We start from the raw sequence: 14,836 nt of genomic DNA on the forward strand, positions 1-14,836 counted from the left end.
AACAGCTCTTCGACCAAAGTGGTCAAAAGCCATGATTTGCTTTTGCGTCGTCCAGCAAAATTAATTAGAATAACCGCGCTCTTATGTTCCCACATAGGCGCGGTTATTTTTTATCTACATTCGTTATTGGCCAGGAAAATATGAATATTAGTCGCAAACCTATTTTTAGACGTGTTCTACTTAAATTAAGTGGTGAAGCTTTAATGGGAGACGAGGGCTTCGGCATCGATCCTAAAGTACTCGATCGCATGGCTCAGGAAATCAAAGAGCTGGTAGAACTCGACGTAGAAGTGGGTTTAGTTATCGGTGGCGGTAACTTCTTGCGTGGTGGTTCGCTTGCAGAGGCAGGTATGAACCGCGTAGTAGGCGACCATATGGGCATGCTTGCAACTGTGATGAATGGCCTAGCAATGCGTGATGCGTTGCACCGTGCGTTCGTAAATGCACGCTTGATGTCAGCAATTCCATTGAACGGTGTGTGTGATGCATACAATTGGGCTGAAGCTATCAGCTTGTTGAAATCAGGTCGCGTAGTTATTTTCGCTGCGGGTACAGGTAACCCGTTCTTCACGACTGACTCAGCTGCGTGTTTACGTGGTATCGAGATTGAAGCTGACACTGTTATCAAAGCAACAAAAGTAGACGGTGTATTCAGCGATGATCCTGTGAAGAACCCAGATGCGACGCTTTATCGCCATCTTGCCTATAATGAAGTAATTGAAAAAGAACTGAAAGTTATGGACTTAGCCGCCTTTACTTTGGCTCGCGACCATAAAATGCCAATCAGTGTCTTTAATATGAATAAACCTGGTGCGCTTAAGCGCGTCATCATGGGTGAGGAAGAAGGCACTCTAATTTCTTCTGAAGCCTCTAGTGATACAAAATAAGTAGGATACTAGCGTGATAAACGATATTCAAAAAAGTGCGCAAGAGCGCATGCAAAAAAGTGTAGCAGCACTTGGCAGCCAACTATCTAAAATCCGTACTGGCCGTGCTCACCCAGCACTTCTTGACGGTATTATGGTTTCTTACTACGGTGCAGATACACCACTTAACCAAGTAGCAAATGTGACGATTGAAGATTCTCGCACGCTTGCAATCAGCGTGTTCGATAAATCGTTAGCGCAAGCGGTTGAAAAAGCAATCATGACCTCTGATCTTTGGTTTAAACCCAGCATCAGCAGGCACAGTAATTCGCGTACCACTTCCTCCACTTACAGAAGAGCGTCGTAAAGACCTTATTAAAATCGTACGTGGTGAAGTAGAAAGTGGCCGTGTAGCAGTACGTAATATTCGTCGTGATGCTAACAGTGACATCAAAGGTCTTTTGAAAGACAAAGAGATCTCTGAAGACGAAGCGCGTCAAAGTGAAGATGCGATTCAAAAGCTTACAGATAAGTACATCAAAGAAATGGACGCTCAACTAAGCGCCAAAGAAGAAGAGTTGATGGAAATCTAACTGGTTAATTTGTGAGCGCATTGCTCATAAATTGGCATTAGGCTTGTAACGCCGTCTAGGGTATACTAGACGGCGTTTTTTTGTGGATAATTTAAGTTAAATGGCTTTAGACGCAGAACAAATTTCTCAACAGTTATTGCCAAAGCACGTGGCAATCATCATGGATGGTAATGGTCGATGGGCACAAGCGCAGGGTCACCCGCGCGTGTACGGCCATAAAAAAGGGGTTGATGCGGTTAAAGATGCAGTAAAATTTTGTTCAAAGTTAGGTATAGAGTCACTGACTCTTTTTGCTTTTAGTAGCGAAAACTGGCGACGCCCCGATGATGAAGTAACAACGCTGATGGATTTGTTCTTGATGGTCCTGGGACGAGAAGTAAAAAAACTGCATAAAAATAACGTCAAACTATCCATTATTGGCGATACAGATCGCTTTTCACAAAAGCTACAAGAGAAGATTGCTGCAGCTGAAGCGCTAACAAGTGAAAATACCGGTTTACAGCTGAACATTGCTGCGAACTACGGCGGTCGTTGGGATATAGCCCATGCCGCAAAACAGTTAGCCCTTGAGGTGTCGGCAGGCGAATTATCAGCGGATGACATTGACGAGCAAACGCTGGCAAAGCATATTAGTCTTAATGGTCAAAGTGAATTGGATTTACTTATTCGTACAGGTGGAGACCTAAGAATAAGTAACTTTTTACTCTGGCAGGCTGCATATGCTGAGCTGTACTTTACGCCTACGCTTTGGCCTGACTTTAATGAGTCGGTTTTTGCGGAGGCCATCGCCTGCTATGTATCGAGAGAACGCCGGTTCGGATGTACTGGTGAACAAATAAAACAATTACTCTCTCCAGCTCAGCCCTAAGTTGAAGGTATAACATTTGCTAAAACAACGAATTATTACGTCACTCATTTTGGCGCCTTTGGCGCTAGCGTTAGTATTTTTGGCTCCCCTTGATTGGTTTAGCTATTGTGCTGGCGGTATTGTTTTATTGGGTGCCTATGAATGGTCAGCACTTATGGGGATCAGCAACCGTATAAAGCGTGTTGGTTACGTTATTGCTCTGGCTGCCTTAGTTGCACTCATGCAATGGCATTGGCCTATCACTGAGCTTTGGCTAAGCAATGGTCTATTACGCGGTGATATTAATTATGTGTTTACGCTCTCCGTTGCTTGGTGGATTGTAGCCACGATTCTTGTGGTGCGTTATCCGAAATTCAGTGATGCCTGGTCGCAAGGTTTACTCATGCGCGGTATCTCAGGCGTCCTCACACTCGCTCCACTTTGGTTAGCGTTGTGTGTACTTCGTAGTGCTAGCTATGATGAATCAGCGCAATTCGGCTCTTACCTAATCTTGGCCGTGTTAGGGATTGTTTGGAGCGCTGATATCGGCGCGTATTTCAGTGGCAAAAATTTCGGTAAACACAAACTGATGCCTAAAGTCAGTCCGAACAAAACCATTGAAGGCTTTGTTGGCGGTCTAGTGTGCTCAGCTATATTCCTCGTGGCATTTTGCTATTTCAACGGTATCGACGCGTCAATGTGGGTATTTTATGCCTTAATGGCGATTGTTGTTGCTGCATTTTCAGCCGTGGGTGATTTGCTCGAAAGTATGTTCAAACGCCAAGCAGGTATGAAAGACAGTGGTAAATGTTTACCGGGTCATGGTGGTATTTTAGACCGTATCGACAGTCTTACAGCCGCTGCGCCAATTTTTGTCGTATTTTATGCGTGGACAATCACCCTATGAATAAAAAAAGAGTCACGATTTTAGGCTCTACGGGTTCAATAGGTCAGAGCACATTGGATGTGATAGCGCGTAATCATACTGATTATGAGGTGTTTGCTCTTGTTGCAGGACGCAACGTTGAGCAGATGGTACAAGATTGTAAAGCGTTCACTCCTCAATTTGCGAGCATGTCATGCTCACACGCAAACAGCCAACTTCAAACACAGCTCAAAGCGCTCAATAGCGAGACTCGCGTTGTTGATTACAGCTCGGAGCTGGCACTGTTATGTCAACACCAAGACATCGACGTAGTGATGTCGGCAATTGTCGGCGCTGCAGGGTTATTGCCCACTTTGCACGCTACCGAAGCCGGTAAAACGGTGTTGTTGGCAAATAAAGAATCCTTAGTGATGTCGGGCCAGTTGTTCATTGATAAAGTACGTGAACATAGCGCGACATTGTTGCCGATTGATAGCGAGCACAATGCCATATTCCAATGTATGCCTGAGGCGATAAAAGCGCCGGGTGAACAGCAATTGCATGCTCATGGTGTAACCAAAATTTTATTAACCGGCTCAGGCGGTCCTTTTCGCGAGCGTGCGTTAGATACCTTCGCCAATATTACCGTCGCTGAGGCAGTGGCCCATCCTAACTGGTCTATGGGGCAAAAAATATCCGTGGATTCGGCAACCATGATGAACAAAGGCTTAGAGTTTATTGAGGCCAAATGGCTATTCAATGCATCAGCCGATGACATCGAAGTGGTTATTCATCCACAAAGTATGATTCATTCTATGGTGCAATACAGCGATGGCTCGGTGTTGGCACAAATGGGGCAACCGGATATGCGTACGCCTATTGCTCATGCACTGGCTTACCCTAAACGTATCGCCGCAGGTGTGGCACCTCTTGATTTTTCGCAGATGAAAGACTTTAGTTTTCATGCGCCAGATTTCAATCGCTACCCTAATTTACGCCTAGCCATTGAGGCCTGTAAACAAGGTCAAGCAGCGACGACTGTGATTAACGCAGCGAATGAAGAATCTGTGGCTGCATTTTTAGCGGGTAAAATTCGTTTTACCGATATCTATGCAGTCAATGCGCAAACATTGGAGAACATGAATTTGGATTATCGTTCAGACTTGGAAGGGATCCTCCAGTGCGATGCTGATTCTCGCGTGCAGGCGACACAGCTAATACAAGCAAGGATTAAGTAATGTTTGAGTTTTTATGGCACCTTGGTTCGTTCATTCTTGCACTGGGTATTCTTGTTACCATTCATGAATACGGACATTTTTGGGTTGCGCGCAAAGCGGGCGTGAAAGTGCTGCGATTCTCTATTGGTTTTGGTAAGCCGTTGGTCCGTTGGTACGACAAGCATGGCACAGAGTATGTTCTGGCGATGATCCCATTGGGCGGCTACGTAAAGATGCTTGATGAGCGCGTTGATGACGTTGCTGAGCACGAACGCCATTTATCTTTCAATTCAAAGTCTGTCTACGCGCGTATCGCTATCGTCAGCGCAGGCCCCATAGCCAACTTCTTATTTGCGATTTTTGCACTTACCTTGATGTATGTCATCGGTGTGCAATCAGTAAAACCTATTATTGGCGAGGTCGTTTCTCAAAGTCGTGCTGAGCAAGCGGGTATCCGCAGCGGTGAACAGTTTATTTCATTTGGTTCGCAGCAAACACAAGATTGGCAAGAAGTGACCCTAGCGTTGATGCAACATCTTGGCGATGATGCGGTCAGTGTTAAAGTAGAAACACCAAGTGGGTCGCAAAGTATTAAGTCACTCAATTTAAATGGGTGGACCCTCGATAAGCGGGACGAGTCGCCTTTGACTTCTTTTGGAGTCGTGCCATTTAGACCCGATGCAACACTCGCGATTGCGATGGTGGCTCCTGACTCACCTGCACAACAAGCAGGACTAAAAGAGGGAGATGTGCTGGTTAGCGTCAATGGTGAATTGATTAAGTCGTGGCCTGCGCTTGTTCAAATGATAGAACGCTCTGCTGATAGTACTTTAAACCTCTATGTGATGCGTGGAGCAAGCGGTTTTGACGTCCAAGTCACGCCTGCCAATAAGCCGACCCAAGATGGATTTTCTCGCGGCTATTTAGGTGTTGTTCCAGTGGTTGAACCTTGGCCAGAAGACAGTATTATAACGCGCAGCTATAACCCCATTGACGCCATTGGTTTGGGGGTGACAAAAACATGGCAAATGGTCAGCTTGAGCTTTGAGATGATAGCGAACCTTATCACTGGGCAAGTGTCTATTAAAAACATTAGTGGCCCTGTCGGCATTGCTGTGGGGGCTGGAACTAGTGTAAGTTACGGTTTTGTTGCGTTTTTGAGTTTCTTAGCACTCATTAGCGTAAGTTTAGGTGTGTTCAATCTTTTGCCATTGCCTGTACTCGATGGCGGACATTTAATGTATTACATAATTGAACTTATCCGCAAAAAGCCAGTCTCTGAAAAGACGCAAGAAATTGGTTTTCGTATTGGTGCGACCTTGTTATTGGCATTGACAGCTTTTGCGCTATTAAATGACATTTCAAGGTTGTAACTAGCTCCAACTTAATGATTGGAAGTTAAACGAACATAAAATGCGCAGAATGCGCAAATTAACTGCTGTGTAAGCCAAACAGCAATGATAAGATGGCCATCACTCACGTAGTCGGTGGCCCAACTAGAACAGCCGTGCGCAAGTCAAACTCATATAAAGCGGTTGGGTAAAGACACTGTAGTAAAGGACAAAGATAATAAAATGGCTATAAAAAAACATTTGGCAGTAACTAGTTTATTAGGGGCGAGCTTCGCAGCCCTTGGCCAAGATTCCTTTATCGTAGAAGATTTAAAAGTAGAAGGTCTGCAACGTGTTGCTCTTGGTGCCGCGTTGACACATATCCCAATTAACGTTGGCGATTCAATTGATACTTACACCGTGTCAAAGACTATCAAGTCGCTGTATAAGTCTGGTCACTTCGATGATATCGAAGCGTATCGCGACGGCGATAAAATTGTTTTCAAGGTTACTGAACGTCCTACCATCAGCGCGATTGAGTTTGAAGGTAATAAGGACATCAAAGATGAGCAATTAACTGACAGCCTCAATCAACAAGATATCAGAACGGGTGAGCCACTCGACAGAACGGTACTCGAAAACGTTGAAAAAGGCCTTGTTGAATTCTTCCATAGTATTGGTAAATACAACGCTGATCTTGATATTGAAGTAACGCGCTTACCGCGTAACCGTGTTCGCCTTAAATTTGTTTTTGATGAGGGTGACGCAGCGTCTATTCGTCAAATAAACATCGTTGGTAACGAACTATTCTCAGATGAAGAACTTCTTAACCTCGTTGAGTCACAACAAGACTTACCTTGGTGGAAATTTATGTCCTCTGATCGTTATCAAAAACAAACGATCGAAGGCGATTTAGAGAAAATCACCAGTTATTACCTTGACCGCGGTTATTTGCGATTTAATATAGATTCAACCCAAGTATCTGTGAGCCCAGAGCGTGAGTCTGTTTATGTAACTGCAAACGTCACCGAAGGCGAGCAGTACATGGTAAAGGGTTTCGACTTCATCGGTGACTTACTCGGTCGCGAAGAGCTGATCAAGGCCGTTGTACCGCTTAAAGCGGGTGAGCTATACAACGGCTCTGTGGTTACATCAACAGAAGAGTTTATCAAAAGCTATTTAGCACGTTTCGGATACGCAAACGCTGAAGTACGCACCATTCCGGAAATCGATGACGAGACCAAAGAAGTTCAGTTGACCTTGTCTGTTGACCCAGGCAAACGTGTTTACGTGCGCCGCATCGATATCTCAGGTAACCAAAATACTGCAGACCAAGTAATTCGTCGCGAAATGACCCAGCTCGAAGGTGCATGGTTATCAAACCAGAACCTTGAACGTTCAAAATTGCAGATTCAGCGTCTTCCTTACATGGAGAATGTTGAGTTTGAAGTCAATCCTGTTGCGGGTGTTGATGACCAAGTTGATGTGGGCTTCAACGTAAAAGAACAATCTGCGGGTAGCTTCACTGCTGGTCTCGCGTATGGTTCATACTATGGCTTGCAATTTAACATTGGTGTGAGCGAGCAGAACTTCCTAGGAAGTGGTAACCAAGTCGCATTCAACATCAATACGTCACGTGGTTCGGAAAGTGTAAGCTTGTCATACACAGACCCATACTTTACGCCAGACGGTGTATCACAAGGTTCGAGTATCTTTTACCGTAACTACGATGCGAGCGAATTCAGTCTGATTGACTATAAGTCGAAAAGCTATGGTATTGGTACTAACATAGGTTTCCCAATAAACGCTGTAAACCGTCTTAACTTTGGTATTCGCTGGATTGAAGAAGAACTGTCAGACTTGGCTGAGTACGAGCAAACACGTGTACTACGTGAGACGTTCCTTGACCCAGAAAACCCAGATGCTGGTTTCGAATTTACCAAGTTTGAGCTGAGTGCGGGTTGGTCTCGTGTAACAGTAAACCGTGGTATGTTCCCAACAGCGGGTTCTCGCCAATCGCTTAACCTACAAGCGACTACACCTAATTCAGATTTGACTTACTTTAAGTTGAACTATAACTCACGCTTCTATTGGCCATTGAGTAACAACCACCGTTGGGTATTCTCTACGCGTGCAGCACTCGGTTATGGTAATGGCTATGGCGAAACAAACGGGTATGACCAAGTTCTACCTGTACAAGAATTCTTCCGAATTACTGAGCAAGAACTACGTGGTTTTGACAGAAACACCATCTTACCACGTGCTGTAGTACGTTCTCCGCAAAGTATTCCAGGCACAACCTTGCCAGATGGCACGCCAGCGGGCAATATTGGTGGTGCTGAAGAGTTTGATACGCTGCAATTAGCAGGTCGTATCGGTGGTAATGCGAAAGCCGTGGCTGGTATGGAGTTGATTGTTCCAACACCATTCCTTGATGAAGATAACACCAGCTCGGTTCGCACAAGTTTCTTTGTTGATGCGGCAAACGTTTGGGATACTGAATTCAACGTTGACCGTTATCAAAATTTACAGCCCGATGAGCGCGCGCGCTTGGATGATTACTCGGATCCAAGTCGTTTCAGGGTATCAACTGGTTTATCAATCCAGTGGATCTCGCCTATGGGGCCAATGCTAATTAGCTTCGCGTATCCGTTGAAAGAACAAGAAGATGACGATACGAAGACAATTAGCTTTAACATTAGTAACACTTTCTAAGGAGTTTTCTGTGAAAAAAGTATTTAAAAACACTGCGATGGTAATGCTAGCTGCATTAACTATGGGTACATCTGCGCAAGCTCTTGCTCACAAAGTGGGTATTGTTGATATGCAAACTATCTACTCACAAGTGCCGCAAACAGCTGCAATTGAAAAAACGCTTCAAGGTGAATTTGCAGACCGTCGTCAAGAAGTTGAAAAGCTACAAGGTGATATCCGTTTTGAAATGGAAAAATATCAGCGCGAAGCAACAACGATGAGTGAGGACCAGAAAAAAGCATTGGGTGAAAAAATCCAAGGCATGCAAAAGCAACTTGCAGAAAAAGGTCGTCCTCTAGAGCAAGAAATTAAAGTACGTCAAAACCAAGAATTAGCTAAATTGCAAGGCACAATCATTGAAGCGATTGAAGCTGTAGCTAAAGAAGGCGACTTTGACGAAGTGAAAATCAAAGATGCAACTATCTACTTTAACCCTAAAAAAGTAACAGACTTGTCTGGTAAAGTGGTAGAGCGCGTAAGTAAGAAGTAAATATGGCGATTAGCTTAGCTGAAATAGCCACACACCTAGGTGCCGAGCTCGTTGGAGACGGCACCTTAGTTGTTTCTGGCATTCAAACTTTAGAGACGGCCAAAGGCGAACATATTAGCTTTTTGGCTAACAAGAAATACCGCAGTCAGCTTGCCACAACGCAAGCGGGTGCTGTGATGCTGAGCGCTGCGGATGCAGAGCATTTCGATGGCAACAAGCTGGTTTGTAAAGACCCTTATGTTGCCTATGCGAAACTTGCTCAATTTATTGACAGCACACCAGCCTCTGCTCGTGGAATTCACCCAAGTGCGGTCATAAGCCCTGATGCGCAGGTCAGTGAATCAGCTAACATTGGCCCCATGGCTGTTATTGAAGCGGGTGCCGTAATTGGCGACCATGCACAAATTGGTTCACACTGTTTTATTGGTCAAAATGCCCAAATTGGTGCCCATACCAAGCTGTGGAACAATGTGACTGTTTACCATGAAGTAAAGCTGGGTGAACATTGTTTGGTCCAAGCGAGCACCGTGATCGGTGCTGATGGTTTTGGTTATGCGAACGAGCGTGGACAATGGGTGAAGATCCCACAGTTAGGCTCTGTTATAATAGGCGACCATGTGGAAATTGGTGCAAGTACCACCATCGACCGTGGTGCCATCGATGATACGATTATCCATAACAACGTGATCATTGATAACCAATGTCAAATTGCCCACAACGTTGAGATATGTGAAGGTACTGCGATAGCAGGTTGCAGCGTGATTGCTGGCAGCACTAAAATTGGCCGTTATTGCCAAATTGGTGGCCTCAGTGGCATTACTGGGCATGTCGAAATTTGTGATCAAGTGGTATTAACAGGTAGAAGTATGGTTACCAGCGGCATCAATGAGCCAGGGATCTACTCTTCAGGTCTACCACATGTGAGTAATAAGGAATGGCGCCGTACGATAGCGCATATACGCAATATTGGCGACATGAATAAGCGCATCAAGGCCTTAGAGGCTGAGCTTAAATCACAAGAATAACTTTGTTTAAGGAAAAGAAGTTGGCTAATCAGTTAAATAGCTTTGATATCCAAGAAATTTTGACGCTACTGCCGCATCGTTACCCGATGTTGTTAGTAGATAAAGTACTGGACTATACGCCTGGTGAAAGCTTACACGCTATCAAGAATGTGACGATGAATGAGCCTGTATTTACGGGTCATTTTCCTGAGCAGCCAATATTTCCTGGTGTGATGATTTTAGAAGCCATGGCGCAAGCGACAGGTTTACTTGGTTTTAAAACCACGGAAAATCGTGGTGAGAACGAACTATACTTGTTTGCAGCAATTGATAATGCGCGCTTTAAGCAGCCTGTAATGCCAGGCGATACAATGCATTTGCATGTGAAGTTCTTAAAAGAGCGCCGCAATATGTGGAAGTTTTATGGCGAAGCACGCGTTGATGACAAAGTCGTGTGTAGTGCTGAACTAATGTGTGCAAGAAGAGAGTTTTAAACGTGATCCATCCGACCGCAATTATCGAACCTGGTGCAAAGCTTGCTGATGATGTTCAAGTTGGGCCTTATAGTTATATCGGCAACGACGTAGAAATCGGTGCTGGTACCATTATTGAATCTCACGTCGTGGTGAAAGGCCCGTCTAAGATTGGCAAAAACAACCACATTTTTCAGTTCGCATCGGTTGGCGAGGCTTGCCAAGATAAGAAGTACAAGGATGAACCAACGCAACTGATCATTGGTGATAATAACGTCATTCGTGAATGTGCCACCATTCACCGTGGTACGATTCAAGACGAGGGCATCACTAAAATTGGTAGCAATAACTTGTTTATGGCGTACACCCACGTTGCACACGATGCTGTGATTGGTGATAACGTTATTTTTGCTAACAACGCCAGTGTAGCAGGCCATGTGCATATCGGTGACTGGGTGATCCTTGCGGGTAACTCAGGGGTTCACCAATTTTGTAAAGTTGGTTCACATGCCTTTATTGGCATGTACTCTGGTGTTAACCAAGACGTACCGCCATATGTCACGACTATTGGCACGCCAGCGCGCCCAGTTGCAATCAATACCGAAGGCCTTAAGCGCCGCGGCTTTGAAGCTGACGAAATAATGGCATTGCGCCGAGCGTATAAAACGCTGTTCCGTAAAGGCTTAAAAGCGGACGAAGCACTCGCGCAGCTGCGTGAAGAAGTAGCGCAATTCCCAGCGATTCAGCCGATGATTGATTCTGTTGTGAATTCAACTCGCGGTATCATTCGCTAAGCGATTCTCAGACAAAAAAAGCGCCTTTGACAGGCGCTTTTTTTATGTCTTGATGCTAGGGCGTGTTGACCTTTGATTGAACCCAATGGTACTGCAAAAACACACAGCAAAGGTCAATAGACCCTAGTTAACAATTAACGTCAGCGCACGATAGTCCTGATACAATGCCAGTAATTCTCGATGACTTGCGACGGCGATTATCTTACCTTGTTCTAACCAGATCACCTTGTCGACCTTGTCCAACAAAGCGGTATCGTGAGTACTAACAATTAACGTGCGCTCGTGGGCGATTGCGAGTAGTGAGTTAAACACCCGCTCTTGATTTTCGTTATCCAAACCTCGGGTCGGTTCATCGAGTATCAATACCTGCGGCTGTCGCAATAGCAGTTGTGCGAGATGTAGGCGTCTAGCCTCGCCATTGGATAGTTGGCGGCCACTGTAACCGATGAAGGTATTAAGTTGCTGTTCCATGGCCTCAACTTGCTCACCTAATTGCGCCATATTAAGTGCATTCCATAGCTGGTCATCACTGGCTTGTGGCTGTGCCAATAACAAGTTGTCTTTTATCGTCGCATCAAAAGTATGCACGTATTGATTAAGCACACCGACACGACTGTAGAGCCATGCTTTATCTAATTTTGATAACTCGCAACCAAAGGCGTATACGCTATTTGATTCATCTATGAGTTGTGACGTTAGCAGGTTCAAAAGCGTTGACTTGCCCGCGCCGCTACGCCCAACAATCGCCACTTTTTCTCCACGCGTTACAGATAGATTAACGTCTTGAAACAGAGGGGGATGTGCGGGGTAGGCAAAGGAAAAATTTTGCAATCTAAACACTTCCTGTGCTGTGTCATCACCCGATTGTGTGTACCTGTGCTCACCATTTGAATTTTCAACAAGGTCACGAATACGTCCCACACTGGCAAGAGAAATTTCCAGCTTCAGTAACGCGTCAGGTAATTGCGCAACGGTTTCAAAACTTGCCAGGACGAGCAGCACTAACATAGCCAAATTTACATTAATAACTTGTTCGTTGTGTACCTGTGGAACAAGAATTATAAGCGCACAGACGATAGCCAGTTGGCTTACGAAGAGGGTGAGGCCTTGATGCATTGCTAACCATTTGTGGGCGACATGTTGCTGCTGATCGAGCGCCCGCTGAGCGTTTTCGATTCGCTGCCAAAAAGTGTGTGTTGCCCCAGCCAGTTGCAGCTCTTTCAAGCCGCGAGTGCCTTCGACCAAACATTCATTCAATGTTTCTTGTGCGCTAAGCGTATTGGCACCTACATCTTTTAGATTTCGACTTAACCAAGCAGGCAATACGACTCCGACACTCAGTAACGCGGTGATGGTCAGCCACATCAATGAAGTGCTGTACAAACCGATAACCACCGCCAGCAAAGTTATGCCAACTATAGCCAGTAAAATAGGGATTAACACGCCCAAATAAAATTCATCCAGCAGCTCTACATCTTCTTGTAGCTGCGAAATCTGCTTTCCTACACTGGAGAATTTCTGTATTGGCAGTTGTGTTAATGCAGTAAAGATTTGTATCCGTAACGTTTTTAATACCAAGAAGGTGGTGTTGTGATTCACTAAACGTTGCGCGTACCCGCCTGCTGTTCGCACGATTGCTAAAAAGCGGATCACGCCTGCGGGGGTAAAGTAATTCATCGTTACACCGGCAATGCCAGCACTGGCCATCGCCGCGAGGAACCAACCGGAGACAGCTAGCAACGTTATATTGGCTGCCAACGCTACAAGGGCAAGAACAAAACCTAATATGGCCCATTTAAAGTGGGGTTTCAGTAGCGCTAAGAGGAATCGCCAATTAGCCATGCGCGACTCCTGTAGAATTTAATAGCTTATTGAAATAGGTATTTTTGTCTTTGCTCAGTTGCTGGTAGCTACCTTGCTCAATTAACTCACCGTGTTGTAACACGATTAACTGCGTCGCTTGAGCGAGTGTGTGCAGGCGATGGGCGATAACAACGACCAGTATTTCTTTGCTTAGCTTGGCTAAGCACTGTTGCACGATTGTTTCGCTGTGCTTATCTAATGCTGAGGTAGGTTCATCTAAAAACACTATTTGTGGCGACTTATACAGCGCTCTGGCAATAGCGATTCGTTGTATCTGTCCACCTGATAACCCAGCTCCGAGCTCCCCAATGGCTGTGTCGTAGCCGTTGGGTAAACTCATGATAAATTCATCCATATCAACCTCTGCGCATACCTTGCGAATTCGCTCTGATGTCACATCGGCTTGTCCAAGACTGATGTTGTCTGCAATGGTTCCACTGAACAGCGTCGGGGATTGCGCCACCCATGCGATATGCTTTTGATAGTGTTGTAGATTCAGCTTTGCCAATGGCTGTTCATTGATAAGGATGTTGTTGTTTGCCGAAGGATGTATGCCCATCATGCAATCCATTAGTGTCGACTTGCCAGCGCCACTGTGGCCAACAATCGCAAGTAAGCCTTTATCCGGGCAATGAAAGTCGATGTTTTTAAGGGAATCTGATTGGCTGTTTTTGAAACGAAAACACAAGTCTTTTACTCGCAACTCATTTATAGACTCGTCGACACTTTGGGTTGTGGGGTGTTCTTTATTGCTAAGTTGTGAGTTCAGTATCGCCATCATAGAGTCAGCACTTGCTAACCCCTTTAGCTTGGCATGGTAATGTTGTCCCAATTGGCGAAGTGGCATATAGAACTCTGGGGCCAATAACAGCACCACAAAGCCAGTCGCAAAATCTAATGTCCCGAAGTACAAGCGAAAACCAATAATCACGGCAACCAATGCGATGCTGATAGTGGCTAGGAATTCCAAAGCTAATGTAGATATAAAGGCAATGCGAAGTACGGACAAGGTCGACAGTCGAAACTGATCGGCCATGGTTTCAACGTGCTGAATTTGGCGGCTGGCAATGTTGAACAGTTGCAGTTGCGCAAGGCCACTTATTCGGTCAAAAAAGAATTGCCCCATACGCTGCAACTTTTGCCAGTTTTTCTCATTGAGTTCCTGCGCTTTGTAGCCGATGAGGATCATAAAAAACGGTATAAGCGGAGCGGTAAACACAAAAATGATGCCTGACTGCCAATCTATCGGAAATACGACAGCGATAATTGCAAATGGAATGAGTGCAGCGTAAGCAACAGCTGGGATATATTTAGCAAAGTAGTCATGCAGTGCTTCAACGCCTTGGTTGAGCGTTAACGTCAATTCAGCAGCAGAGCGTCTTTGCAGACCATTTTCCTGTTGCTTCACTAAGGCTTGCCACAATGCGCTGCGCATTTCATGTTTTATGCGCTGAGCACTTTGCTCTGCGAGGTAGCGGCTAACAAAAGCAAACAAAGCTCGCATCGTGAGTAGGATAATGAGGGCCCACAACGCATTGGCTTGTGAGTGTAAATCGGCTCCTGCAAATATGACTGCATGGCACGCCTTAGCGAGAAGGTAACAGCTAGCAATCATTAAAATCGAGTTGATAAAACCGCAGGTGATGCTGAGCATGAGTGTGCGATTTCTCGAGCGCGTAAAGTCCTGTAAAAATGCGCGCAACTCGAGTTGTTGCGCGCGATTTGGTTGGGGATTCATT

The 14,836-nt window shown here is 45.3% G+C and carries 12 protein-coding genes and 1 pseudogene; 11 read left to right on the forward strand and 2 right to left on the reverse strand.

From position 1 onward, the window contains the following. Window positions 1–140: 140 nt before the first annotated feature. The 11 genes and pseudogenes from pyrH (at window position 141) to lpxA (ending at window position 11,234) form a co-directional block, all read left to right on the forward strand. Complete coding sequence (gene pyrH / locus ACH19P_RS07830; RefSeq protein WP_462158040.1) at window positions 141–887, forward strand: UMP kinase; 747 nt, start codon at window positions 141–143, stop codon at window positions 885–887. 13 nt (window positions 888–900) lie between these two features. Beyond that, window positions 901–1,459 (forward strand): annotated as a pseudogene (gene frr, locus ACH19P_RS07835) (ribosome recycling factor). Between the two features lie 100 nt (window positions 1,460–1,559). Further along, window positions 1,560–2,327, forward strand: coding sequence for a polyprenyl diphosphate synthase (gene uppS, locus ACH19P_RS07840; protein ID WP_462158042.1), 768 nt, complete (start codon window positions 1,560–1,562; stop codon window positions 2,325–2,327). Window positions 2,328–2,343: 16 nt separating this feature from the next. Continuing rightward, window positions 2,344–3,213, forward strand: a complete 870-nt coding sequence (locus tag ACH19P_RS07845) for a phosphatidate cytidylyltransferase (protein WP_462158044.1) — start codon at window positions 2,344–2,346, stop codon at window positions 3,211–3,213. Continuing rightward, complete coding sequence (ispC, locus tag ACH19P_RS07850; RefSeq protein ID WP_462158046.1) at window positions 3,210–4,409, forward strand: 1-deoxy-D-xylulose-5-phosphate reductoisomerase; 1,200 nt, start codon at window positions 3,210–3,212, stop codon at window positions 4,407–4,409. The genes ACH19P_RS07845 and ispC overlap by 4 nt, the downstream gene beginning before the upstream one ends. Continuing rightward, the gene (rseP, locus tag ACH19P_RS07855; protein WP_462158048.1) at window positions 4,409–5,761 is read left to right on the forward strand and encodes a sigma E protease regulator RseP; all 1,353 of its coding nucleotides are present in this window, start codon (window positions 4,409–4,411) and stop codon (window positions 5,759–5,761) included. The genes ispC and rseP overlap by 1 nt, the downstream gene beginning before the upstream one ends. Before the next feature lie 201 nt (window positions 5,762–5,962). Continuing rightward, entirely contained in the window at window positions 5,963–8,434 is a 2,472-nt protein-coding gene (bamA, locus tag ACH19P_RS07860) for an outer membrane protein assembly factor BamA (protein ID WP_462158050.1), read from the forward strand. A 10-nt stretch (window positions 8,435–8,444) separates the two neighbouring features. Next, a complete protein-coding gene (locus tag ACH19P_RS07865; RefSeq protein WP_462158052.1) occupies window positions 8,445–8,963 on the forward strand; it encodes an OmpH/Skp family outer membrane protein in 519 nt (172 codons plus the stop codon). 2 nt (window positions 8,964–8,965) lie between these two features. Next, complete coding sequence (gene lpxD / locus ACH19P_RS07870) at window positions 8,966–9,988, forward strand: UDP-3-O-(3-hydroxymyristoyl)glucosamine N-acyltransferase (RefSeq protein WP_462158054.1); 1,023 nt, start codon at window positions 8,966–8,968, stop codon at window positions 9,986–9,988. A 20-nt stretch (window positions 9,989–10,008) separates the two neighbouring features. Then, on the forward strand, window positions 10,009–10,461 hold the full coding sequence (fabZ, locus tag ACH19P_RS07875; RefSeq protein WP_347390818.1) for a 3-hydroxyacyl-ACP dehydratase FabZ: 453 nt from the start codon (window positions 10,009–10,011) through the stop codon (window positions 10,459–10,461). A gap of 2 nt (window positions 10,462–10,463) precedes the next feature. After that, complete coding sequence (gene lpxA, locus ACH19P_RS07880) at window positions 10,464–11,234, forward strand: acyl-ACP--UDP-N-acetylglucosamine O-acyltransferase (RefSeq protein WP_462158056.1); 771 nt, start codon at window positions 10,464–10,466, stop codon at window positions 11,232–11,234. 123 nt (window positions 11,235–11,357) lie between these two features. Here lpxA and cydC read toward each other — a convergent pair whose 3' ends face one another. Then, complete coding sequence (gene cydC / locus ACH19P_RS07885; RefSeq protein WP_462158059.1) at window positions 11,358–13,076, reverse strand: thiol reductant ABC exporter subunit CydC; 1,719 nt, start codon at window positions 13,074–13,076, stop codon at window positions 11,358–11,360. Then, complete coding sequence (cydD, locus tag ACH19P_RS07890; RefSeq protein WP_462158061.1) at window positions 13,069–14,835, reverse strand: thiol reductant ABC exporter subunit CydD; 1,767 nt, start codon at window positions 14,833–14,835, stop codon at window positions 13,069–13,071. The genes cydC and cydD overlap by 8 nt, the downstream gene beginning before the upstream one ends. Between the last annotated feature and the right edge of the window lies 1 nt (window position 14,836).

The sequence above is a fragment of the Pseudoalteromonas sp. GB56 genome (genome assembly GCF_054923835.1).